A 21,803-nucleotide genomic window follows, 5' to 3' on the forward strand; every position below is an offset into this window, starting at 1 on the left:
ATTGTAAAGGGGGAAAGTTTTACTTTCTCCTTTTTTTTTGAACAAAAATAAGGAAACAAAAATGAAAAGAATTATTTTAAAAATAGTTTTCTTCTCAATCTTTTTAGCTATTAATATCTCTGCGAAAGATATTAATGACATTACAAATTCAAATTGGGAAACATTACACCTATATCATGGGGAAAACCAAAGAGGTGGACCATTTGCTTTTGATGATACTTATGTAGAGTTTGAATTTGGTGGAAGATATGAGTGGCTTGATTTGTATGGATATGTGGATTTTATTGATGCACTAAATAGTTCAACTAGTGATAAACATGGACAAAATAATTTTTTTGCAGATATAGAACCTAGAATTTCTATTGATTATTTGTTAGATAAAGATTTATCTTATGGAGGATTAAAAGAGTTGTTTTTTGCATTTGATATATATTATGCAGATGAAGCAAATGGAAATGGTTTAAAAGTAATCTGGATGGGATTAGGAAGTGATATTGATATTCCATGGCTTGGTAAAAGTGGTGTGAATTTTTATACTAGATATATTGAAGAAAATTATGGTGCAAGTAATGAAAATAGTTTTGATGGATATGTGGCTCATATAAATTGGTTTAAGCCTATTTATCATTTCACACAAAATAGATTTTTATCTTTTCAAGGTTATATAGATTATGAATTTGGTAGTGATTTAGACAATACAAATTTTGAAAAACAGTATAGAACAAGTGATTCATTGCAATCTTATTTAGGGTTTTGGATTCATGATAAAAAATGGTTAGTCGGATATGGATTAAAAGCCTACAAAAATATGACTCAATGGAAAGATGGTGAAGATTTAAATGGCAAAGAAACAGATACAACTGGCTTTGCAAACTATTTTAATGTAGCGTATAAGTTTTAACCAAAGAGTAGAAAAATTCTACTCTATAAAAAAGTATTTTTATAAATCTCTTCATCCCAAGCAACTATTAGTTTATCATCAAACTCAATAACTGGTCTTTTAAAAAGCATCGGTTCTTTACATAACCACTCATATTTTCCATTTGAATCAAGATTTAATTCTTTTAGATTTAGAGTTTTATATTTTGTACCTTTATTATTAAAAAGTAGATTTATATCAGCTTTTGAAGTCCAAGATTTTACTTTTTCAGCACTTGGAGTCTCTTTTTTGAAATCAAAAAATTCAACTTCGATATTATTATCTTTGAAAAACTTTAAAGCATTTCTCACACTTCCACAAGTTTTTATTCCATAAACTGTAATCATAATTTGTCTTTTATTCAATAATTTTTGGAACTATAAAATAACCATCTTCACTTTTTGGAGCGTGTTTTAAAATATGTTTTGAAAGCTCTAAATCTTGATTTGCAACATCTTCTCTAAGTGGTGTTCCACCTTCAATTGGGCTAAATGTTGCTTCGATGTTTGATACATCAATTTCACTTAAATTTTCAACAAAGTTTATAATATCAGCTAATTCTGTTTTTAGTATTTCTTTTCTTGTATCATCAATTTCTAAACTTGAAAGTTTTGCTAATTTTGCAATTAACTTATCATCAACAGTCATAAAGTATCCTTATTTTTAATATTTTTGATTTTAGCCAAAAAGAGTTTATTTGCTTCTTTTAGCGTAAAAATCTTTTTTAAATTCATCCCAATTATCATTTAAAATAGCAGTTCTGGCTTCTTTCATTAATGATAAATAGTAATGAATATTGTGAATTGAGCCAAGCCTGAAATATGTAATTTCTTTTGCTCTATAAAGATGATTTAAATATGCTTTTGAAAAGTTTTTACAAGTATAACAATCACACGCTTCATCAATTGGCGTCATATCTTCTTTGTAATCAGCTTTTTTGATATTTAATCTTCCAAAAGTTGTAAATAAAGTTCCATTTCGGGCATTTCTTGTAGGCATTACACAATCAAACATATCAACGCCTCTTTCAATATTTTCTATTAAATCCTCAGGAGTTCCAACTCCCATTAAATATCTAGGTTTATCTTGGGGCATAAATTGTGTAGTCCACTCAACCGTTTCATACATATCAGCATTTGGCTCACCAACACTTAATCCACCAATCGCAAAACCGTCAAAATCAGTTAATGCACAAAGTTGCTCAGCACTTTGTTTTCTGAAGTTTTTATCAGTTCCACCTTGAATAATTGCAAAGATATTTTGATGTACACCAATACCATTTGCTTTTTGTTCCATGTGATATTCGATTGCTTCTTTTGCCCATTTTGTAGTTCGTTCAATTGATTTTGCAATTCTTTCTTGAGTATTTGGTAAGGCTACTAAATCATCTAAAATCATCATAATATCAGAGTTTAAATCGTATTGAGTATCAAGTACACTTTTGGGTGTAAAGTAGTGACGACTGCCATCAATATGAGATTTAAACATAATTCCATTTTCATCTGGTTTTGAATTTGAACTTAAAGAAAATGCTTGAAATCCACCTGAGTCTGTTAAAAAAGAATTAGGAAATTTTGAAAAACCATGAAGTCCACCGAATTTTTTAACAATCTTACTTCCTGGTCTTAAGTATAAGTGATAAGTATTTCCAAGTATTATTTTTGCACCTAGTTCTAACATATCATTAGCATCAAGTGCTTTTACAGTTCCTTGTGTTCCAACAGGCATAAAAACGGGAGTTTGTATTGTGCTGTGAGCTGTTTTGATTGTACAAGCACGAGCTTTGTTTGATGTAGCGTCAATTGTAAATTCCATAAATAATAAAACCTTTTTTTTTGATAATCTTATTATAGCAAAAGTAAGATTATAGCTCTTACTTGATGTATCTTTAAAATCTACAATTAATTTTTTTAAGATATAATTGCGCCCATGAAAAAAATATTAATTATCCTTGATGGTATTGTTGCAAAAAAATTAATGCAAAGAATTATTGAAGCAAATACAGTTGACAATAGTTACGATGTAATATATATGAGCGACTTAATTTTACCAGTTCAAAAACCTTCAAATTTTACTTTTTATAAGTTCGACCCAACTTCAAACTCAAAACTTGCTATGGTTTTAGATAAAGATATACATACAGAAGTTTTAATTGCTCTAAATTCAAAAGATGAAATGTTAAATGTTATAAAAAATATTAGAGATCATACAAAAAACCTTCAAATGACAGTTTTAGATTATTGGGGAATGAAAGTAAATGATCCTTTAGTTCGTATTTACAGAGGAATTGAAGTTTTAGCAAATGGAATGGTTGAAAAACTTCCAAATGTTCCTGTTTTAGCCCAAAATATTGGATTAAGACAAGGTGAAATTATGGAAATAAGAATTCCATTTGGAAGTGCTTATGCTTATAGGTATATAGGTTCAATTGAGCAAAAAGAGTGGAAAATATTTGGGCTTTATAGAAATCAAAAAATGATTACAATAAAACCATCTTTAGTTTTAAAACCCAATGATGTGATTTTGGTTATTGGAAAACCTGATGTTTTAATGCATGTTTATAATGTAATTGGAAAAACACAAGGGCAATTTCCAATGCCGTTTGGAAAAAATATTTATTTATATTTAGACCTTTATTTGCAAAATGATGAAAGTGTAAAAAAAGTAATAGATGAAGCTAAATATCTAAATCAAAAACTAAAAAATAGTCTTTTAATTGTTAGAATTACAAGACCAACAACTGTTCCTATTATGGATTTTATAAAAGATGAGTTAAAACATTTTCCCTCAATTATTTTATTAATTGATTATGGAAATAAAGGTTTTGTCAAAATTATAAAAGAAGATTTTCGAAAAAATAATATTGGTATGATCATGTTGACTCCTGAAATGTTCAAAAATAAAGAAAATATTCAAAGCGTATTAGATTTAAAAATTCCAATTTTTAAATTTGGAAAAGAGAATCTAAAAGCGGTAAAAAGAACTGTAATAATTTTAAATGATACAAACTCTTATGAACAAATATCTCCAATAGTATTTGATATTTCAGGTCAATTAAAAATAAAAACTAAAATATTTGATTTAGATCCAGTTGGTGATAAAGAGGGAAAAACAAATCTTTTAGACCATTTTGAGAATCTAGCAAAAATCTTTAATGAAAAAATAGAAGTTGTAACAAGTGGACAAAATCCAATAAGAGAACTTAAAAAACAAAAAGATATGCTTCAGCTTTTACCACTAAAAGAAAAAATGTTCAAAAAGAGATTTTTCTTTAAGTTTTTCTATACAAACAGCGATTTTATAGCATTTGATTTAAATAAATTTAATCAATTATTAATACCAATAGTTGAAGAATAAAAGGAATAAATTATATGAATTTTGAAAAATATCCATTTGAAAAATTAAATGAATTATTAGAGGGAATTGTTCCCAATGAAAAATATGAATTATCAGCTTTGACAATTGGTGAACCAAAATTTGAAACACCTTTATTTATACAAGATAAATTAAAGCAAACAAGTTCAAGTTTACGAAAATATCCCTCAACTATTGGTGAGCCATTTTTAAGAGAATCAATGATAAATTTTGTAAAAACAAGATTTAATGTAAGTTTGTCATTGAATCAAATAGTTCCAACATTTGGAACAAGAGAAGTTTTGTTTAATTTCCCTCAATTTGCTTTATTTGATAAAAAAAATCCAGTTATGGCATTTACAAATCCATTTTACCAAATCTATGAAGGTGCTGCAATTGCTTCAAGAGCTGAGGTTATTCATATTGATTTAACAAAAGAGAATGGATTTAAAGCAACACTTAGCGATGAAGATTTAAAGAGATGTGATTTAGTAATTTTAAATTTTCCAAATAATCCAACATCAGCTTCAATGTGTGTTGAAGAGTTAGGTCAATGGGTTAAAAAAGCTTTAGAGTTTGATTTTATTTTAGTAAATGATGAGTGTTATTCTGAAATATATTTTGACGAAGCTACAAAACCAGCAACACTTCTTGAAGCTTCACTTTTAGTTGGAAATGATAGTTTTAAAAATGTACTTGTTATGAACTCTATTTCAAAAAGAAGTAGTGCTCCTGGATTAAGAAGTGGATTTATTGCAGGTGATGCAGAAATTTTAGAAAAATATTTACAGTATAGAACTTATGTAGGATGCGCAAGTCCGGTTCCTCTTCAAGAAGCAGCAGCAGTTGCATGGAATGACCAAGAACATGTAGTGGAATTTAGAAAGATATATAAGAAAAACTTTGAAATTGCAAATGAACTTTTAGGAACACCAATCCCCAAAGCTACTTTTTATATTTGGTTAGAAGTAGAAAACGAGTTAGAATTTACAAAAAATTTATATAAAGAAAAAAATATCAAAGTACTTCCAGGAAGCTTTTTAGGTAGAAATGGTTTAGGAAAAGGTTATGTTAGAATTGCACTTGTAGAAAATGAAGAAAAAACAAGAGAAGCTCTTAGCAGATTAAAGGATTTTATAGATGGATAAAGAAGCATTATTTCAAGCAAGAACAAACCCTGATTTTTTAAAATATTTAGAAGAAGCAAGAATTAATTCAATGAAAGCCCAAGATATAGGATTGATGTATGAAACATTAGATTCTATGCTAGTTTTAGATTTAGATGAAGAAAACATAAATAAATTATATGAACAAATTTTGAAAACATCATTTGAGAATGTAGAAAAAATATTAAAAAAAGATGAAAAGTTAAGTCTTGAAGATGATAATTTACATTATGTTAGAGCTTTATACGAACATGCGATTGAAAAATGGTCTTATGATAATTTTGATGGAGCAAAAGATTTAATTTTTGTTTTAGCAAATATAATAAAAGATGAAACTTTGGAAAAAGCTTTAAATATATTGCTTGTATTTTTGTCTTCAAAAACTCAATTAGATGATTTTTATGATTCAAAAGTTGATTTAGAAGCTCAGGTTGATGATGAAAAATATGGATATTTTATTATAAATTTTAGTTTTGATAATCAAACTTTTTTAGAAGAAAATAAAAGTATTTTAAAAAAAGAGTATAAAAACTTAAAACATTTATTAGGAAATTAATTGAAAGTACATTTTATAGGAATCGGCGGAATAGGTCTTTCTGCATTAGCAAGATTTTTGAATTTTGATGGTCATGAGATAAGTGGTTCGGATGTAAAAAGCTCTCCTATTACAAAAGAGTTGGAAAAAGAGGGAATAAAAATCTCTTGTCCTCAAGAAGCAAAAAATATCAAAGATGAGTTTGATATAGTTATTTATTCTGCTGCTGTTACAGATGAAAATCCTGAATTAATGGAGTCAAGACTTAAACAAATAAGAACTCTTTCGAGAAAAGAAGCGCTTCCTATAATCTTGGATGATAAAAAGAATTATTGTGTTGCTGGAGCTCATGGTAAATCTACAACTACAGCAATTTTAGCTTCAATTTTACAAAGCTCAGCCTTAATTGGTGCAATTTCAAAGGATTTTGGTTCAAACTTTAGATATGTTAATGATTTGGTTGCTTTTGAAGCTGATGAGTCGGATGCTAGTTTTTTATTATCAAATCCTTATTGTTCAATTGTTACAAATGCTGAACCCGAACATATGGAATATTATAACTATGATTATGAAAAATTCTTTCAAGCTTATGAAACATTTATAAATTTAGGTGAAAAAATAGTTATAAATGCAGAAGATGAATATTTACAAAAATTAAATATAAATGAAAAAGCTGTAAAACTTTATCCAAGTATTGATATAAAAAATATAACTTATATTTTAAAAGATAATCAGCCTTATACAAAATTTGAGTTATTAGATTTAGGATATTTTGAGGTTTGGGGATTTGGTTATCATATCGCAATTGATGCTTCATTAGCAATATTAGCTGCTTTAAATGAATTAGATATTGAATCAATTAGAAAAAATATTAGTTCATATAAGGGAATTAAAAAAAGATTTGATGTTGTTCAGTCAAATGAAGATTTTGTTGTAATTGATGATTATGCTCATCACCCAACAGAGATAAAAGCAACAATGAATGCAGTTTTAGAATATGATAAACTTAAGAAAATGTCAAAAAAAGTTGTGATTTGGCAACCTCATAAATATTCAAGAACAATAGATAATCTTGAGGGATTTAAAAAATGTTTTGATGGTTGTGACGAGTTAGTTATTCTTCCTATTTGGACAGTTGCTGGTGAGAAAAAAGTGGAAATTGACTTTGTAAAAGAGTTTGCAAAATACAACCCAATTTTTGCGCATAGTATTCAAACAACACAAGGAAAAATCCAATTAATTAGTGATAATAAAGTAATAAAAGTATATGAAAATGGATTAGTTGTAGGTGTTGGTGCTGGAGATATTACTTATCAATTAAGACATTAATTCTTAAATAAGTTTCAAATAATCTTTATTTTTCCATTTTCGATTTTTATTTTTCCCTCAAGTTCATATTCAAAAATTTTGTTAGGAAATTTTTGAATAGCGATTTCATAAGTGGGATTATTTTTACAAAAAAGTAAAACTTCATCTTCAATACTTTTGTTTTGTAAGCCACAAGTTTTATAAATGAATTCATCAACATCATAAATAACTTTTATTAACCCTTGTTTTACAAGATTTTGTGTTCCTAAACTCTCATTTATTCTATGGGGAATAGTGAAAACTTCTTTTCCCATTTTTAGAGCATAATTTACAGAAGTTAAAGAACCTGAATCCAAATCAGCTTCTGTAACAATCAAAAATTCGCTTAATGCAACAATAATTTCATTTCTATGAACAAAAGTATAATTTCTAGCTTTTTCATTTTCTTTGTACGCAGAAAGTACCAAGCCATTTTTTTCTATGTCAAGAATAAGATTTTTATTGACACTTGGATACCTAATATTTAAACCATTAGCAACAACAGCTATTGTATTATTTGATTTTGCACCTTGATGAGCTATTGCATCAACGCCCATTGCTGCACCACTTATTATGCAAATTCCTGCATCAGAAAATTTTGATGCTAATTTATATGTAAACTCTTTTGTATAACTATTTGGGCGCCTAGATCCAATAATTGATATTTTTCTTTTTTTTAATAAATCAATATTTCCTATACAAAAAAGTTCTTCTGGATATTTTTTCATTGATGATAATTCGTCAATTTTAAAATCTATTTCTAAAATCATAAATAACTCTCTAATAATAAATTATATTATTATAACTTATTTATTAAAGATATGGAAGTTGATTTATAAATATTGGTTCTACTTCTTTAAATAAAGACTTTGAATCTTTTAGTACTTCAAGAGTTATTGAATGAGGATGTCCAATAGCAATTGCATAACCTTGTTTTTTCGCGATTTCTATGGCTTTTTTTAATTGATTTTGAATAGATTTTGCATCTCTATCATTATCAATAAATGTATTTCTTACGATATATGGCATATCATATTTTTTAGCATATTTTTTAGCTACTGATTTTGCACTTGTTCTGCTATCAACAAATATAAAATTATATTTCTTTAAAGCTCTAAATAATTTATCAACTGCTTCATCATTTTCCGTAAAAACTGAACCTGTATGATTGTTTGTATAAACTGCGTTTGGATACCATTCTCTTAATTGTCTAACTCTTTTTTCAATTGTTTCATATGAATCATTAATATTTAGAGTATTAATCTCTTCACCTTTAAAAGCACTTGAAGCTTGCATAGGAAAATGTATCATATGAAAAGATAAATTATGTGCAATTTTTGCTGAATCTGGATGAGTTTTTGTGGGAGGTAAAAATGCCATATTTATTTTAAAACCTAGACTTAAAATCTTATCTTTTTGAGCTTGTGTTGATACATCATCAATTACAATAGCGATTTTTGGTTTAACTTTTTTATCATAAATAAAAGTGTCTTTTTTAGTAATTATGCTTTTTTCATCTATTATTTTTATAGAAGTTTTATCTTTTTCTTTTTGTTTATCTTTTTCTTTTAACTTCTCTTCTTTTATTTCTTCAACTTTTTTTTGAATAATCTTATTTTCTTTATTTATTGATTCTTCAACTTCTGCTTTTTCGTCAATAACTTTTTCTAGTTCTTTTGTATATTCTTCAAATTTGTGTTCTTCATTTAAATCAAATTTTTCTTCGAATAATTCGTGATTTATTTGCTCTTTTAAGTCTTTAATTTCAGCAATTCTTGGAGGAATAGAAACTTCATGCTTCTCTTCTTGAGTAATTGCTTCTACTGGAATATCTTTAATTGCCTCTTTATTTTTTAGTGTAAAGTAACTAGCAATTGTTACTAAAAATGCAATTAAAAATATTGCTAAAAAAATATTTATTAATTTTTTATTAGGCTTGAGATTAGTTAATTTTCGTGATTTTTTTTTATTCATACGGAAAGTTTCATTTTAAGGAAGAAAATCTTCCTTAAATTGATTAATTTTTGTCTTTGTTAACGATTTTGTTAGAAGAAATCCAAGGCATCATTTCTCTTAATTTTACACCAGTTTGCTCAATTAATGAAGCTTTAGCATTTGCTCTTTCAGCATTCATTCTTGGGTATCCTGATTGTCCTTCTAAGATGAAATCTTTTGCAAATCTACCATCTTGAATCTCTTTTAAGATTTCTTTCATAGCTAGCTTAGATTCAGCATTGATAACTCTTTTACCAGATACATAATCTCCATACTCAGCAGTATTAGAAATTGAATATCTCATATCAGCAATTCCACCTTGGAACATTAAATCAACGATTAATTTAAGTTCATGTAAACACTCAAAGTATGCTAATTCAGGTGCATATCCAGCATCTGTTAATGTTTCAAATCCAGCTTGAACTAAAGATACAGCTCCACCACATAATACAGCTTGCTCACCAAAAAGGTCAGTTTCTGTTTCATCTTTAAAAGTTGTTTCAATAATAGCAGTTCTTCCACCACCAATTGCACTTGCATAAGCTAATGCGATTTCTTTAGTTTTACCTGATGGATCTTGATGAATTGCAATAAGGTCAGGAATTCCAGCACCTTTAACAAATTCTGATCTAACTGTATGACCTGGTGCTTTTGGAGCAACCATCATTACATTGATGTTTTTTGCTGGAGTTATTCTTCCATAATGAATGTTAAATCCATGTCCAAATGCAACAGTTGCACCATCTTTTAAATTTCCTGCAATTTCATTTGCATAGATTTCACCTTGATTTTCATCAGGTAATAAAATCATGATAATATCACATTCTTTTGTAGCTTCTGCAACAGTTAAAACTTTGAAACCTTTAGCTTCAGCTTTTGCCCAAGATGAACCATCTTTTCTTAATCCAACGATTACTTCAACACCTGAATCTCTTAAGTTTTCAGCATGTGCGTGACCTTGAGAACCAAAACCAATCATTGCAACTTTTTTTGATTTAATTAAATCGATATTACAATCTTTATCATAGAATACATTTAAACCCATAAGTAATCCCTCTAAATATTAAATTTTTGAGATTATACAAAAAACTATCTAAATCTTAGATAACTTAACAAATTAAAGGGAAGAATACTTTAGTTTTGATACTATTAGAGGATTATTAAAAGGATTAAAATTGCTAAAAGAACTATTTATAAAAATTCAAACAAACTGTAAAGACTACTCAAAAGAGGAATTAATTGAGATAAAAAAGTTTTTAAAAGATGAAATAGTAATAAAAAATAATGATACTTTTGAATTAAACTCTAAATATAAAATAGCTCTTGTAAAAGTTGGAAAGAACTTAGTGATTCTTGAAGATTTAATAAGTGAACATAAAAACATAAAAATAGAATTTGATGATTTAAATGGCGCTTATGATGGAGATTTAGTTCTTGCAAAAAGAGTATTTAATCCAAGAAGTAGAACAAAAGCAAAAATTGAAAAAATCCTTGATGGTAAAAAAAATGATGTTTTAGTTTATATAAAAGATAAAGCATTTTATACAATAAAAGAAAATATAAAATTAGAAAATAAAAATGCTTTAAAATATCAAGATGGTGATGTTTTATTAGTTGATAATAAATCTTTGGAATTAATAAAAAACTTAGGAAATATAAAAGAGCCTAAAATAGATGAAATTATCTCTTTAACCCTTTATAATGAAACTTTTAGATTAGAAAAACATCTTGAAGTTGATGCAAATATGGATGATAAAAAACAAAGAGTTGATTTAAGAGATTTGGCTTTTTGTACGATTGATCCAAATAGTGCAAAAGATCATGATGATGCAATATATTTTGATGTGAAAGAAAATATTTTATATGTGGCAATTGCTGATGTTTCTTATTTTGTAAAAGAGGGAAGTGAGCTGGATTTATTAGCTTTTAAAAAATCAACTTCTGTTTATCTTCCTACAAAAGTTTTACCAATGCTTCCACCAATTTTAAGTGAAGAGATGTGTTCATTAAAAGAAGGACAAGATAGATACTCTTATGTTTTTAAATTATATTTGGATTTAGAAAACCAAAATGTTAAAAAAGCAGAGCTTTTTGAAGCAATAATTAATTCTCATAAGAATTTCTCTTATGGAAGAATTGATAGAGTTATTGAAGGACATTTAGACCAATATTCAAAAGTTGAAAAAGAGATATTTGATTATTTGATTCCTTTATATGAAATTTCAAAAAAATTTAGAAAAAGAAGATTATTAAAAGGTTATGATTTTAGAACTACTGAAAATAGATTAAAACTAAAAAATGATAATTTAGAATCAATAGATGTTGAAACATCAACAGCATCGCACCAATTAGTTGAAGAGTGTATGTTATTAGCAAATATAGAAGCAAGTAAAAAAGTAAATATTGTTGGAATTTATAGAATCCATGAAGAACCAGCTTTTAAAGCAATTTCTAAACTTGTAGATGATGTGAATATTTTAGGAGTTAATGTAAAACTTCAAAGTGATGTTCATGATACAATAGTTCATATTCAAGAAAAAGCAAAAATTTCAATGATGAGTGCTGAAATTGATGAGTTAATCATACAAGCTCAAACACAAGCAAAATACTCTTCAAAAAATTTAGGACATTTTGGTTTAGGTTTTTCTTCATATTCACATTTTACATCTCCAATTAGAAGATATTCAGATTTAGTTTTACATCGTATTTTAAAAACAAAACAAACACCTAAAAATATAGAAGAGATTTGCGAACATATTTCATTAAATGAAAGAAAAGTTGATCAACTTGTTTGGGATTTTGAAGATAGAAAATACGCAAGATGGGCAAATGAACATATCAATGAAGAGATAAAAGTAAAAGTTGTTGATACTGAAAAAGCAAGAGCTGTCTGTTATGAAAAAATGTTTGGAATGAAAGTAGTTTTAGAAAATTACAAAGGGCAGAAACTATTTTCTAAAATGAGAGTGAAAATAAAATCTGCCGATATTGTAACAAAGGTGATAATTGCGACTATAATGTAACGCACTTATCAATAGAAGCTAAATAAGGTTCAACTTTTTCACTAGTAACATATTGACCAACTAGTTTCTCTTTTTCATTTATAAAAATAGGAGAAACAAGATTTATTATTGAATGTTCAATAGGATTTTGAGAAACTACAGTAAAATAAGTATAAAAATCTTCTTTAGATTTAATTTTTAATTTTTCCAAAACATCTGAATCAATTTGGAAATCAAATGAAACTTTGTTTAAAACATTAATATTTACAACAGTAACTTTTGTATTTTTATCAAAAACTAAAAAAGAAAAAAACTCATCAATCTTTTCAACACTTAAACTTTGGAAATTTTCAAACCCTAATATTGGTAGTACGATCTTATACATAGCTAACTCCTTTTAAATAATTAAATTGTATTAAAAGTAAACTTAGGATATTATTTTATTATGTATAAAAATGAATTTGATAATTATTTAAAACAAAATAAAAAGTTTAAAGCCTATATGTTTTATGGGCAATCTGTCTTTTTAGTGGAGCAATACTCTTTGATTATTGCACAATCTTTAGGAAATGATGATGAAATAGAAAAATTATATTTTGAAGAATATGATTTCAAATATGCTAAAGATAAACTTCTACAATCCTCTTTATTTTCAAGTAACAATATAGTTTTAATAAAAATAGATAAAAAACTTCCTAAAAAAGAAGTAGATTCTTTAATAGAAGCTTGTAATTTAAACTCAGATAGCACACTTATAATTGCATGTTTAGGTGATAGTGATTTTAAAACAATGGAGACAAGTTTTTCTCTAAAAACAAATTCAGCTGCTGTAAGATTTTTTTTACCAACAGATACTGAAGCCATAAAATTCTTAGAATATGAAGCAAAAATGCTTAATATAAAAGTTGAGTTAAGTGCTTTGAATCATCTATATTTTATGCATAAAAATGATTTAGCATTATGTGTAAATGATATGAAAAAATTAGCAATATTTGATGAGCTTATTACTACACATCTTGTCGATACACACTGTTTTGGAATAGGAACAGTTAATTTTGAAGATTTTTTACATGATTTATTGAGTGGAAAAGATATAAGTTCAGATTTGAGTTTACTTTTAGAAGAGGGCATGAATGAAATCTTTTTATTAAATCAAGTTACTTCTTTTGTTCAACAACTTTTTATGATTAGCTCTTACGCAAGAACAATAGGACAACCAAATCCTAAAGAGATTTTAGGTTTTATTCCACCAAAAAATATTTGGGAAAAAAAATCAAAATTAGCTATAAATAAAAAACCAGAAGTTTTTCAAGAAATCTTAGAATATCTATTAAATATAGAATTAGACTTTAAAACTTCAAAAATTGATAATCAAAGTGTATATCTTCAAGCAACTCTAAGAAAGTTTACAGTTTTATTTAGATAAAATCTCGAACTTTACAAAAAAAGAAATCCTTGCTGATATTAGGAAATGTAAAGAATACCGGCACAAACTAGAAGGAGAATTAATGTCAAAAATCAAACATTATGAAACAATGTTTATCTTAAAACCTACATTAACTGATGAAGAAACTGTAGCGCAAATTGATACTATTAGAGGTATCATCGAAAAAAATGGTGGAGAAATCATATCTGCTGACAATGTTGGTCAAAGAGAATTAGCTTATGAAATCGAAAAATGTAAAAGAGGTTACTATTATGTAATCTATTTCCAAGGTAACCCAGCAGGAATTGCTGAAATCGAAAGAAATTACAGAATGAACGAAAACTTAATTAGATTTATCTTCATTAAATATGATAGCAAAAAAGAAGTTGCATCATGGACTAAAATGAGTGATGAGGCAGCTAAAAAAGCTAATAAATAATAAAAATTAGGAATCTTACATGTATAACAAAGTAATAATGGTAGGAAATTTAACAAGAGATATTGAATTAAGATATTTACCATCAGGTTCTGCAATTGCAAAATCTGCTGTTGCAACATCTTATAAATACAAATCTTCAACTGGTGAACAAAAAGATGAAGTTTGTTTTTTAGATTTTAATATTTTTGGAAGATCTGCTGAAGTTGCTAATCAATACTTGAAAAAAGGTTCTAAAGTTTTATTAGAGGGAAGACTTGTATTTGAACAATGGACAGCCCAAGATGGATCTACAAGAAGTAGACACTCATTAAGAGTGGAAACTATGAAAATGTTAGATGCAAAGGGTGATTCAATGAATGCTGGGGACAACCAAGGTTATAATCCGCAAGGATCTTATAATCAACCAGCAGCTCAATATGATGAACCATCTTCTCCAGCAAGCTATGGTGGTATGAATCAAGCAAAACCAAGAGTTGAGCAAAGAATACCTGAAATTGATATAGACGAAGACGAAATACCGTTTTAGAAAGGACATCAAATGGCAGAAAGAAGAAAGTACGGAAAAAAATATTGTAAATATACTGAGATGAAAGTTGATTTTATCGATTATAAAAATACAGAATTATTAAAATTATCAATGAGTGAAAGAGGTAAAATCATGCCTAGAAGACTTACTGGTAACTCTAAAAATTCACAAGAAATGGTAGAAAAAGCAATCAAAAGAGCAAGACATATGGCATTAGTTCCATACATTGTTGATACAAAAAATATCACTGATACTGCATATTCAAGATCATTTTACTAATATTTATTTTTAGTAAATAAAAAAGGGAAGAAGTTTTACTTCTTCCCTTTTTTTATGTTTAGGCTTTTAAAACATATGTTGTATTTAATTTTTTATCTTCTTTAGACTCGTTACTAAACCAAAGATTTTTATATAAACTTTGAGTTATAATATTAAAGTCATTGTTTTCTTGGATCTTATAAAATGAATATTTTTTGAAATATTTTTGAAATAATTCCTCTTCACTAATATTATTTTTTAAATAAACTTTTTCTTTAGTTTTAAATTTTGCTAAAAACCAAGAACTTAAAAAATCGGTATTAAAATTGTTTAATAAATTTTTAGAAAAAGATTCAAATGTAGTGTATATACTTTGTTCATACTCATCAATTATTATTTCCAATATTTCTTTTAAACTATGAAGAGGTATGGCATTAAATATTTTTCTTGCATTTGCTTCTCCAAAAGTATAAAGTCCACCTAAATAAATTCTTGCTGTTTTCTCTCTTTTTCCATGTACATCAGATTTTAATCCAACTAATCCAATATCACTATGTTCATGTTTTGCACAACCTTTTAAACAACCTGAAAACCCTACTAATATATTATTTCGTTCAATTTTTTCTAAAGGTAAACTTTGAATTTCATCTTTAATATTCCAATAAGCATAAGGGCAAAAATCGCTTCCCGCGCATGCAAGCATCGTTCTATTACCATTATAATGAATGATAGAAACTTTAGGCTCTTCTAAATTAAAAATATAAATTTGTTGATCTGTACCTAATCTAACTTCTAAATTATCTTTTATTGCCCAGTTTGCAATTTCTAATAATTCAGAAGCTTGAATTCTAGCAAAAAGTGAACGATAACAAAAAGAGTACTTATTATTTTTTAGTTTCTCAAACTCATTGAAAGATTTTTTCTCTAAAAAAATTTCTCCTTTTGGTTGCCACTTTTTATTATAAATTGTTATTAAATATTCTTTTAATTTTTCAATTCCTATTTCTTCAATTAAGTTATATAATCTATTTCTTTGTCTATCTAATCTAAGCCCATATTTATTAAACATTTGAATAAATGCTTTAAAAAATTCAAATATTTCTTCTTTGTATAAAAAGATATTTGCATCTTGTGCTATCTGAGTATTTTTACCTCCTAAATAAACATTAAAACCAAACACATCATCTTTTTTGGCTAAAGCAAAATAAATATCACTTGCAAAAAATGAATTAATATTTGAATAAGAACCTGAAATCCCAATAGATAGTCTTCGAGGGAGTAACCCTACATAATCTGGATTATTTAATATATATGTTTGCATTTGTTCAATATACGGAAATACTTCAATTATATTATATATTCCAATTCCATCAAAAATATCACTTGTGATATTTCTGACATTATCACCAAAACTTTGATATGAACTTATATTTTGTGAATTTATTTGATTGAAAACTTCTAATATATTACTTGAATTTAATCCATGTAGTTGTATTCCAGCCCGAGCTGTTAAAATTATTTGTAGATTATACTTTTGTGCTAAGTTTGAGATTAATAGAAGTGAATCATTTGAGATTTTACCTGCTGGGAAACGAAGTCTTAGCATAAACTCTTCATCATTTAATTCATTATTATAAATACCAAAATCTTGCAAAAATATTCTGTCACTTGATGCTAATTGATCAAAATTTAAATTTTTTATCTCTTTAAAATAGTCATAGGGTTTTTGTGCAAGTTTAAGTTTTTCTCTGAAGTTGAAGCATTCCATATCTTCTTTATTATTCATTTCTATTACAAGTAAATCTTTTTTAGACATATAAAACCTTAAATCTTAAAATTTTATAAGATTTTATCATTAATTAAAAAAGTTTTTATAGATTTAAGTCAATTATATGAAATATGGGAAAAATTTAAATCTTTTCCCATACAACACCGTTTGTTGTGTCCATTACAGATATTTCAAGTTTTGTAAGTTCATCTCTAATTGCATCTGCACTTAGAAAATCCTTTTGTTTTTTTGCTTCATTTCTTTCATTTATTAATTGTTCAATTTTATTTTTGGTTTTTTCATCAATTCCAAATTGGAAGTATTCAAAAGCATCATTAAATCCAATTCCTAATATATTATTGATAAATAAAATATTTGCAACTATCTCTTTTTTTAGATTTTTATCTTTTGGATTGGCATCTAATTTATCATTTGCATTTCCAATCATTTCATCAATAATTGAAAATGCTTTTGAAGTATTTATATCATCATTTAAAGCATTAAAAATCTCTTCAGAGAATTTTATATTCAAATCAGATGGTTCAATAGCATAAACTCTTTTTTTAAGTCTGTATAGCTTATCAAGTCTTTTTTTAGAGGCGATTAAATCTTCTTCATTAAAATTAAAATTAGCTCTGTAATGAGCTGACATTAAATAAAATCTTATAATTTCACCACTATATGATTTTAAAACATCTTTTAGAAAAAATGAGTTCCCTAAAGATTTACTCATTTTCTCCCCATCAATATTTACAAAACCATTATGCATCCAATATTTTGCAAGATTTTGTCCACTTGAACATCTTGTTTGCGCAGCTTCATTTTCATGATGAGGAAAAAGTAAATCAGCTCCACCACCGTGAATATCAATTTGAAACTCTGAATCTTTATAAGCTAAATGTTTCTCAATCATAGCTGAACATTCAATATGCCAACCTGGTCTCCCAAGTCCAAATGGCGCTTCAAAACTTACATCATTTGTTTTAGCAAATTTCCATAAAGCAAAATCAGATGGATTTCTTTTTTCAAGATTTGCTTCAACTCTAGCTTGTGAATTTTTATCATTTACTTTGTGTGATAATGTTCCATAAGAGTTGTCTTTAGAAGTATCAAAATATACACTATCACTTGTTTTGTAGGCAATATCTTTTGAAATTAGATTTGAAATCATATCTTTCATAATTTCAAGATTTTCAGTGGCTTTTGGTTCAATAGTATTATCTAAGATGTTTAAAGCTTTCATATCAGCTTTGTAAGTATTTATATAATTAGTTGTTATTTCTTCAAGAGATTTTGAAGTTTCATTCATTTTTTTAATGATTTTATCATCAATGTCAGTGAAATTTTTTGTCATTATTACTTCATAATCATTGGCTTTTAAAACTCTATGAAGCAAATCAAAAGCTATTGCACTTCTTGCATGACCTAAATGTGAATCATCATAAACAGTTGGTCCACAAACATAAATTTTAGCCACATTAGGAATAATAGAGTTAAACTCTACTTTTTCCTTTTTTACTGAGTCGTAAATATGTAGTAACATGTTATTTAAATAATGCTTCTAAAGATGCTGTGTCTGTCGTTTTGTCTTCAATAATATTTTTCTCATTAGTTGTTGTTGAACTTGATAATGAAGCAACTTCAACTAATTCAATATCGTATTTTGTAAGCATTGAAGCTAATCTAATATTTAAACCAGCTTTTCCAATTGCTTTTGATTTTTGATCACTAGGAATCGTAACAATTGCTTTTCCTTTTTCTCCATAGGTTGGAGCTTTTTCGATTTTTACACTATTTACAAGTGCAGGTGATAAAGCTCTAGCAATGAACATTTCAGGAATTGTTGAGTATTCAACACAATCAATATTTTCACCATGAAGTTGTTTTGAAACAGAGCCAATTCTTACACCTTTTACCCCAACAACAGAACCAATTGGATCAATCTGTGGATCAATAGATAATAAAGCAATTTTAGACCTAGTACCTGGAATTCTAGCACTTGCTTCAATAGTTACTTTTTTGTCTTTAAGTTCAGGAACCTCAAGTGCTAAAAGATTTTCTAAAAATTTTGGGGAAGTTCTTGAAATATCAATTAATAAACCATTTATTTTATCGATATTTACACCTTTAACAACGGCTTTTACAACATCACCAATTTTAAAAGATTCACCTTTTATTCTACTTTTTCTTTGTAAAATACCTTTTACTTCACCAATTTCGATATAAGTATTTTCTTGTTTATCAATTCTTGTAACTGATCCAGAAACAGTTTGTCCTATTTTATCTTTATATTTACTAACAATATTCTCTTCAATAAATCTTTGAAGTCTATATTCAAAATTACTATGTAAAATGGTAGCTGCATTTCTTCCCATATTTTCAAATTCTAAATCGTAGTTCATAAAGTCACCGATTTCTAAATCAGGATCAATTTGTTTTGCTTCTTCTAGTGTAATAAAATTTTCATAGTTTACTGCATGACCAAATTTAGTAACAGCATTAGCAAGAAATCTTTCATCCTCTTCACTTACTACTTCAATTTTTTGAAATAACTTAAGTTTTTTATTAGCTCTATCAATATTTGCATCAAAAATTAATGATTCATCTACCATCTTTTGGGCAGTTTTAATTAAAGCCTCTTTTAGTGCATTTTCAACATCATCAATTTTGAGACCTTTTTCATATGCAATTGAATCTAAAATATCTATTATTTTATCCATTAATAACCTTTTATTTGTTGACATTGAAATGATTGTTTTGATTTCCAATGTAGTATAGGTTATTAGTATAGCTAAAATACCCTTTTATAGAAATTAAAGTAATTTTGGGATAGAATATATAATTAATTAAAAAAGAAAAAGGCTTAATAAATGGAATTATTATTTGCAAGAAATGAGTTAAATGAAAAACCAAAAAAAGTGCAATTAGATAAAATCAAAGAAGATTTAAAGAAAGATGGTCAAAAGATTTTTTATTTTGATAGAGATAATTCTCATAAAGATATGATGGCGTTAGTTGATGCTTTAGAAAAAGAAGGTTCTAATGTTTACTTTAGAGAAGTTAAATATGGTTTAGCTGATGATGAGTATATGTATGAGGTTCATGCACTTTAATATTTAGGTATTTAAGTAAAAAAAATATGAGTCAAAATAAAAAACTATTTATACAAACAATAGGCTGTCAAATGAATGATACAGACAGCCAACATATTCAAGCAGAACTTGAAAAACACAAAGGTTACACTACAACTTCAAATATGGAAGAAGCTGATTTAATTATTATAAATACTTGTTCTGTTAGAGAAAAACCTGTTTCTAAACTTTTTTCTGAAATTGGTCAGTTTAATAAAAAGAAAAAAAAAGGTGCAAAAATTGGCGTATGTGGCTGTACAGCATCACATTTAGGTGAAGATATTATTAAAAGGGCACCTTATGTTGACTTTGTTTTAGGCGCTAGAAATATTTCAAAAATCAAAGATGTAGTTGATGTTAAAGGTTCTGTCGAGATTTCTATTGATAATGATGAATCTATGTATGAGTTTTCAACTGCAAAAACAAATCAATATAGAGCAAGTGTAAATATCTCTGTTGGTTGTGATAAAAAATGTACATATTGTATAGTTCCAAGCACAAGAGGTGAAGAGATTTCTATTCCACCTGAGATGATAGTAGAACAGGTACGAAAATCTGTTGCGTTAGGTGCTGTTGAAGTTACACTTTTAGGACAAAATGTTAACTCTTATGGAAGAAATTTTTCAGATGGAAGAGGTAAATATTCATTTACAAATCTTTTACAAGATGTTTCAAAAATAGAAGGTTTAGAACGAATTAGATTTACATCACCACATCCTTTACATATGGATGATGATTTTATTGAAGAGTTTGCAAGAAATCCAAAAATCTCAAAATGTATTCATATGCCTTTACAAAGTGGTTCAACAAAAATTTTAAGAGCTATGAAAAGAGGTTATACTAAAGAGTGGTTTTTAAATAGAGCTTCAAAATTAAGAGCACTTGTTCCAAATCTTAGAATTACAACTGATATTATTGTTGCATTTCCAGGTGAAACACAAGAGAATTTTGAAGATAGTTTGGATGTTGTAAATCAAGTTGAATTTGATCAAATTTTCAACTTTAAATATTCTCCAAGACCAGGAACGGAAGCTTTAAATATGGCACATTTAGAAATAGATGATGAAATTGGAAGCGCAAGACTAATTGAATTAATTGAACTTCATAAAAGACATTTAGAGAAAAAAATGGATACATATATTGGTCAAACAATGAATGTTCTTATTGAATCTTTAAAACCAAATGGTGAAGTTTGTGGTTTTACAGATAATCTTTTACAAGTATTTACAAAAGGAAGTGATGATCTTTTAGGTAAATTTATAGATATAAAAATCACAGATGCTTCAAGAACTTCATTAAAAGGTGAAGTCGTTCTTTAATGAAGAATTATTTTAAATTTAATATATTACCTTATGTATTATATTTGATAGTTAAGTTTATCTATCTAACAAATAAAAAAGTTTTTCACCATCCAAAATTAAGAGATGATGAAGCTTTCATTTTTGTTGCATGGCATGGTGATTTAGTTTGTCAGCCAATGAATTATTTTAAAAATAGACCAAATGGTGTTATCAAGACATTAATAAGTCAAAGTAAAGATGGTGAGATTATCTCTAAAATCTACTCTTTATTTGGAGGAGGCTCAATTAGAGGTTCTTCATCTAAAGGTGCTACTAAAGCATTAATTAGTACAATTAGAGAAATTAAATCAGGAGTTGATATTGCAATAACTCCTGATGGTCCAAGAGGTCCTAGACATACTGTTGCTGATGGTGTAATTGCAATTGCCCAAAAAAGTGGTGCTAGAATCATTGTCTTAAGTGCAAAACCTAAATCTTATTGGCAATTTAATTCTTGGGATAAATTTGTTTTACCAAAACTTTTTGGAAGAATTGATTTTTATATGTCTGAACCTTATGATATTAGTAACTTAGAATTTGAAGAAGCACGCGATTTTATTAAAAACAAAATGTTATTAAATACTATACTTTAAAAGA

At 27.1% G+C, this 21,803-nt stretch carries 23 protein-coding genes; 13 read left to right on the top strand and 10 right to left on the bottom strand.

Annotation, left to right across the window (positions count from 1 at the left end):
- The first annotated feature begins 61 nt into the window (after nt 1-61).
- Nucleotides 62-901 carry a nucleoside-specific channel-forming Tsx family protein gene (locus tag B0174_RS06905; RefSeq protein ID WP_108559026.1) on the top strand — a complete coding sequence of 280 codons (840 nt, stop codon included), beginning with the start codon at nt 62-64 and terminating at the stop codon, nt 899-901.
- Between the two features lie 23 nt (nt 902-924).
- On the opposite strand, the gene B0174_RS06910 is transcribed toward B0174_RS06905, so the two are convergent.
- Genes B0174_RS06910 through tgt form a run of 3 tightly spaced genes read right to left on the bottom strand, consistent with a single transcriptional unit; the run spans nt 925 to nt 2,734 of the window.
- Nucleotides 925-1,266, bottom strand: a complete 342-nt coding sequence (locus tag B0174_RS06910) for an arsenate reductase family protein (protein WP_108559109.1) — start codon at nt 1,264-1,266, stop codon at nt 925-927.
- Between the two features lie 10 nt (nt 1,267-1,276).
- The gene (gatC, locus tag B0174_RS06915; RefSeq protein ID WP_108559028.1) at nt 1,277-1,567 is read right to left on the bottom strand and encodes an Asp-tRNA(Asn)/Glu-tRNA(Gln) amidotransferase subunit GatC; all 291 of its coding nucleotides are present in this window, start codon (nt 1,565-1,567) and stop codon (nt 1,277-1,279) included.
- A gap of 45 nt (nt 1,568-1,612) precedes the next feature.
- Nucleotides 1,613-2,734 (bottom strand): tRNA guanosine(34) transglycosylase Tgt, encoded by a 1,122-nt coding sequence (gene tgt / locus B0174_RS06920; RefSeq protein ID WP_108559030.1) that lies wholly within the window; start codon nt 2,732-2,734, stop codon nt 1,613-1,615.
- Nucleotides 2,735-2,848: 114 nt separating this feature from the next.
- Here tgt and B0174_RS06925 point away from each other — a divergent pair, with 114 nt between their 5' ends.
- The 4 genes from B0174_RS06925 to murC are packed head-to-tail and all read left to right on the top strand — an operon-like array spanning nt 2,849 to nt 7,303.
- Nucleotides 2,849-4,276 (top strand): COG3400 family protein, encoded by a 1,428-nt coding sequence (locus tag B0174_RS06925; RefSeq protein ID WP_108559032.1) that lies wholly within the window; start codon nt 2,849-2,851, stop codon nt 4,274-4,276.
- Nucleotides 4,277-4,290: 14 nt separating this feature from the next.
- Nucleotides 4,291-5,421, top strand: coding sequence for a succinyldiaminopimelate transaminase (locus B0174_RS06930; protein ID WP_108559035.1), 1,131 nt, complete (start codon nt 4,291-4,293; stop codon nt 5,419-5,421).
- Nucleotides 5,414-5,995, top strand: coding sequence for a hypothetical protein (locus tag B0174_RS06935; protein WP_108559038.1), 582 nt, complete (start codon nt 5,414-5,416; stop codon nt 5,993-5,995). The genes B0174_RS06930 and B0174_RS06935 overlap by 8 nt, the downstream gene beginning before the upstream one ends.
- Entirely contained in the window at nt 5,996-7,303 is a 1,308-nt protein-coding gene (gene murC, locus B0174_RS06940) for a UDP-N-acetylmuramate--L-alanine ligase (RefSeq protein WP_108559041.1), read from the top strand.
- 14 nt (nt 7,304-7,317) lie between these two features.
- Here the strand turns inward: murC and B0174_RS06945 are convergent, their stop codons facing one another.
- From B0174_RS06945 to ilvC, 3 genes are read right to left on the bottom strand one after another with little or no spacing between them, the layout of a single operon-like run.
- Complete coding sequence (locus tag B0174_RS06945) at nt 7,318-8,091, bottom strand: DNA-processing protein DprA (RefSeq protein WP_108559043.1); 774 nt, start codon at nt 8,089-8,091, stop codon at nt 7,318-7,320.
- A gap of 43 nt (nt 8,092-8,134) precedes the next feature.
- Nucleotides 8,135-9,295, bottom strand: coding sequence for a divergent polysaccharide deacetylase family protein (locus B0174_RS06950; RefSeq protein ID WP_108559045.1), 1,161 nt, complete (start codon nt 9,293-9,295; stop codon nt 8,135-8,137).
- Nucleotides 9,296-9,338: 43 nt separating this feature from the next.
- On the bottom strand, nt 9,339-10,361 hold the full coding sequence (gene ilvC / locus B0174_RS06955) for a ketol-acid reductoisomerase (RefSeq protein WP_108559047.1): 1,023 nt from the start codon (nt 10,359-10,361) through the stop codon (nt 9,339-9,341).
- 130 nt (nt 10,362-10,491) lie between these two features.
- On the opposite strand from ilvC, the gene B0174_RS06960 reads away from it, so the two are divergent.
- Entirely contained in the window at nt 10,492-12,339 is a 1,848-nt protein-coding gene (locus B0174_RS06960) for an RNB domain-containing ribonuclease (RefSeq protein WP_108559049.1), read from the top strand.
- On the opposite strand, the gene fliW is transcribed toward B0174_RS06960, so the two are convergent.
- On the bottom strand, nt 12,329-12,703 hold the full coding sequence (gene fliW, locus B0174_RS06965; RefSeq protein ID WP_108559052.1) for a flagellar assembly protein FliW: 375 nt from the start codon (nt 12,701-12,703) through the stop codon (nt 12,329-12,331). The two genes, B0174_RS06960 and fliW, sit on opposite strands and share 11 nt — an antisense overlap.
- A gap of 60 nt (nt 12,704-12,763) precedes the next feature.
- On the opposite strand from fliW, the gene holA reads away from it, so the two are divergent.
- The 4 genes from holA to rpsR all read left to right on the top strand — a co-directional run bounded on the left by holA (nt 12,764) and on the right by rpsR (nt 14,988).
- The gene (holA, locus tag B0174_RS06970; RefSeq protein ID WP_108559055.1) at nt 12,764-13,744 is read left to right on the top strand and encodes a DNA polymerase III subunit delta; all 981 of its coding nucleotides are present in this window, start codon (nt 12,764-12,766) and stop codon (nt 13,742-13,744) included.
- Nucleotides 13,745-13,826: 82 nt separating this feature from the next.
- Nucleotides 13,827-14,183: a 30S ribosomal protein S6 gene (gene rpsF, locus B0174_RS06975; RefSeq protein WP_108559057.1), complete on the top strand. Its 357-nt coding sequence runs from the start codon at nt 13,827-13,829 to the stop codon at nt 14,181-14,183.
- A 19-nt stretch (nt 14,184-14,202) separates the two neighbouring features.
- Nucleotides 14,203-14,709: a single-stranded DNA-binding protein gene (locus B0174_RS06980; RefSeq protein WP_108559059.1), complete on the top strand. Its 507-nt coding sequence runs from the start codon at nt 14,203-14,205 to the stop codon at nt 14,707-14,709.
- A gap of 12 nt (nt 14,710-14,721) precedes the next feature.
- Nucleotides 14,722-14,988, top strand: a complete 267-nt coding sequence (rpsR, locus tag B0174_RS06985; protein ID WP_108559061.1) for a 30S ribosomal protein S18 — start codon at nt 14,722-14,724, stop codon at nt 14,986-14,988.
- 58 nt (nt 14,989-15,046) lie between these two features.
- On the opposite strand, the gene B0174_RS06990 is transcribed toward rpsR, so the two are convergent.
- The 3 genes from B0174_RS06990 to nusA all read right to left on the bottom strand — a co-directional run bounded on the left by B0174_RS06990 (nt 15,047) and on the right by nusA (nt 19,455).
- Nucleotides 15,047-16,783 carry a nitrite/sulfite reductase gene (locus B0174_RS06990; protein WP_108559064.1) on the bottom strand — a complete coding sequence of 579 codons (1,737 nt, stop codon included), beginning with the start codon at nt 16,781-16,783 and terminating at the stop codon, nt 15,047-15,049.
- 94 nt (nt 16,784-16,877) lie between these two features.
- Complete coding sequence (cysS, locus tag B0174_RS06995) at nt 16,878-18,278, bottom strand: cysteine--tRNA ligase (RefSeq protein ID WP_108559067.1); 1,401 nt, start codon at nt 18,276-18,278, stop codon at nt 16,878-16,880.
- A gap of 1 nt (nt 18,279) precedes the next feature.
- Nucleotides 18,280-19,455: a transcription termination factor NusA gene (gene nusA / locus B0174_RS07000; RefSeq protein WP_108559069.1), complete on the bottom strand. Its 1,176-nt coding sequence runs from the start codon at nt 19,453-19,455 to the stop codon at nt 18,280-18,282.
- A gap of 150 nt (nt 19,456-19,605) precedes the next feature.
- On the opposite strand from nusA, the gene B0174_RS07005 reads away from it, so the two are divergent.
- Genes B0174_RS07005 through B0174_RS07015 form a run of 3 tightly spaced genes read left to right on the top strand, consistent with a single transcriptional unit; the run spans nt 19,606 to nt 21,799 of the window.
- Nucleotides 19,606-19,848 carry an HP0268 family nuclease gene (locus tag B0174_RS07005; RefSeq protein WP_108559071.1) on the top strand — a complete coding sequence of 81 codons (243 nt, stop codon included), beginning with the start codon at nt 19,606-19,608 and terminating at the stop codon, nt 19,846-19,848.
- 26 nt (nt 19,849-19,874) lie between these two features.
- The gene (gene miaB, locus B0174_RS07010; RefSeq protein ID WP_108559073.1) at nt 19,875-21,185 is read left to right on the top strand and encodes a tRNA (N6-isopentenyl adenosine(37)-C2)-methylthiotransferase MiaB; all 1,311 of its coding nucleotides are present in this window, start codon (nt 19,875-19,877) and stop codon (nt 21,183-21,185) included.
- Nucleotides 21,185-21,799: a lysophospholipid acyltransferase family protein gene (locus B0174_RS07015; protein WP_108559075.1), complete on the top strand. Its 615-nt coding sequence runs from the start codon at nt 21,185-21,187 to the stop codon at nt 21,797-21,799. The genes miaB and B0174_RS07015 overlap by 1 nt, the downstream gene beginning before the upstream one ends.
- Nucleotides 21,800-21,803 lie beyond the last annotated feature (4 nt).

This window comes from Arcobacter caeni (assembly GCF_003063245.1).
Lineage (GTDB): Bacteria > Campylobacterota > Campylobacteria > Campylobacterales > Arcobacteraceae > Aliarcobacter > Aliarcobacter caeni.

Coding starts and splice junctions, on each gene's coding strand:
- B0174_RS06905 (WP_108559026.1), top strand. CDS start 62: ATGAAAAGAATTATTTTAAAAATAGTTTTCTTCTCAATCTTTTTAGCT.
- B0174_RS06910 (WP_108559109.1), bottom strand. CDS start 1,266: ATGATTACAGTTTATGGAATAAAAACTTGTGGAAGTGTGAGAAATGCT.
- gatC (WP_108559028.1), bottom strand. CDS start 1,567: ATGACTGTTGATGATAAGTTAATTGCAAAATTAGCAAAACTTTCAAGT.
- tgt (WP_108559030.1), bottom strand. CDS start 2,734: ATGGAATTTACAATTGACGCTACATCAAACAAAGCTCGTGCTTGTACA.
- B0174_RS06925 (WP_108559032.1), top strand. CDS start 2,849: ATGAAAAAAATATTAATTATCCTTGATGGTATTGTTGCAAAAAAATTA.
- B0174_RS06930 (WP_108559035.1), top strand. CDS start 4,291: ATGAATTTTGAAAAATATCCATTTGAAAAATTAAATGAATTATTAGAG.
- B0174_RS06935 (WP_108559038.1), top strand. CDS start 5,414: ATGGATAAAGAAGCATTATTTCAAGCAAGAACAAACCCTGATTTTTTA.
- B0174_RS06945 (WP_108559043.1), bottom strand. CDS start 8,091: ATGATTTTAGAAATAGATTTTAAAATTGACGAATTATCATCAATGAAA.
- B0174_RS06950 (WP_108559045.1), bottom strand. CDS start 9,295: ATGAATAAAAAAAAATCACGAAAATTAACTAATCTCAAGCCTAATAAA.
- ilvC (WP_108559047.1), bottom strand. CDS start 10,361: ATGGGTTTAAATGTATTCTATGATAAAGATTGTAATATCGATTTAATT.
- fliW (WP_108559052.1), bottom strand. CDS start 12,703: ATGTATAAGATCGTACTACCAATATTAGGGTTTGAAAATTTCCAAAGT.
- holA (WP_108559055.1), top strand. CDS start 12,764: ATGTATAAAAATGAATTTGATAATTATTTAAAACAAAATAAAAAGTTT.
- rpsF (WP_108559057.1), top strand. CDS start 13,827: ATGTCAAAAATCAAACATTATGAAACAATGTTTATCTTAAAACCTACA.
- B0174_RS06980 (WP_108559059.1), top strand. CDS start 14,203: ATGTATAACAAAGTAATAATGGTAGGAAATTTAACAAGAGATATTGAA.
- rpsR (WP_108559061.1), top strand. CDS start 14,722: ATGGCAGAAAGAAGAAAGTACGGAAAAAAATATTGTAAATATACTGAG.
- B0174_RS06990 (WP_108559064.1), bottom strand. CDS start 16,783: ATGTCTAAAAAAGATTTACTTGTAATAGAAATGAATAATAAAGAAGAT.
- cysS (WP_108559067.1), bottom strand. CDS start 18,278: ATGTTACTACATATTTACGACTCAGTAAAAAAGGAAAAAGTAGAGTTT.
- nusA (WP_108559069.1), bottom strand. CDS start 19,455: ATGGATAAAATAATAGATATTTTAGATTCAATTGCATATGAAAAAGGT.
- B0174_RS07005 (WP_108559071.1), top strand. CDS start 19,606: ATGGAATTATTATTTGCAAGAAATGAGTTAAATGAAAAACCAAAAAAA.
- miaB (WP_108559073.1), top strand. CDS start 19,875: ATGAGTCAAAATAAAAAACTATTTATACAAACAATAGGCTGTCAAATG.
- B0174_RS07015 (WP_108559075.1), top strand. CDS start 21,185: ATGAAGAATTATTTTAAATTTAATATATTACCTTATGTATTATATTTG.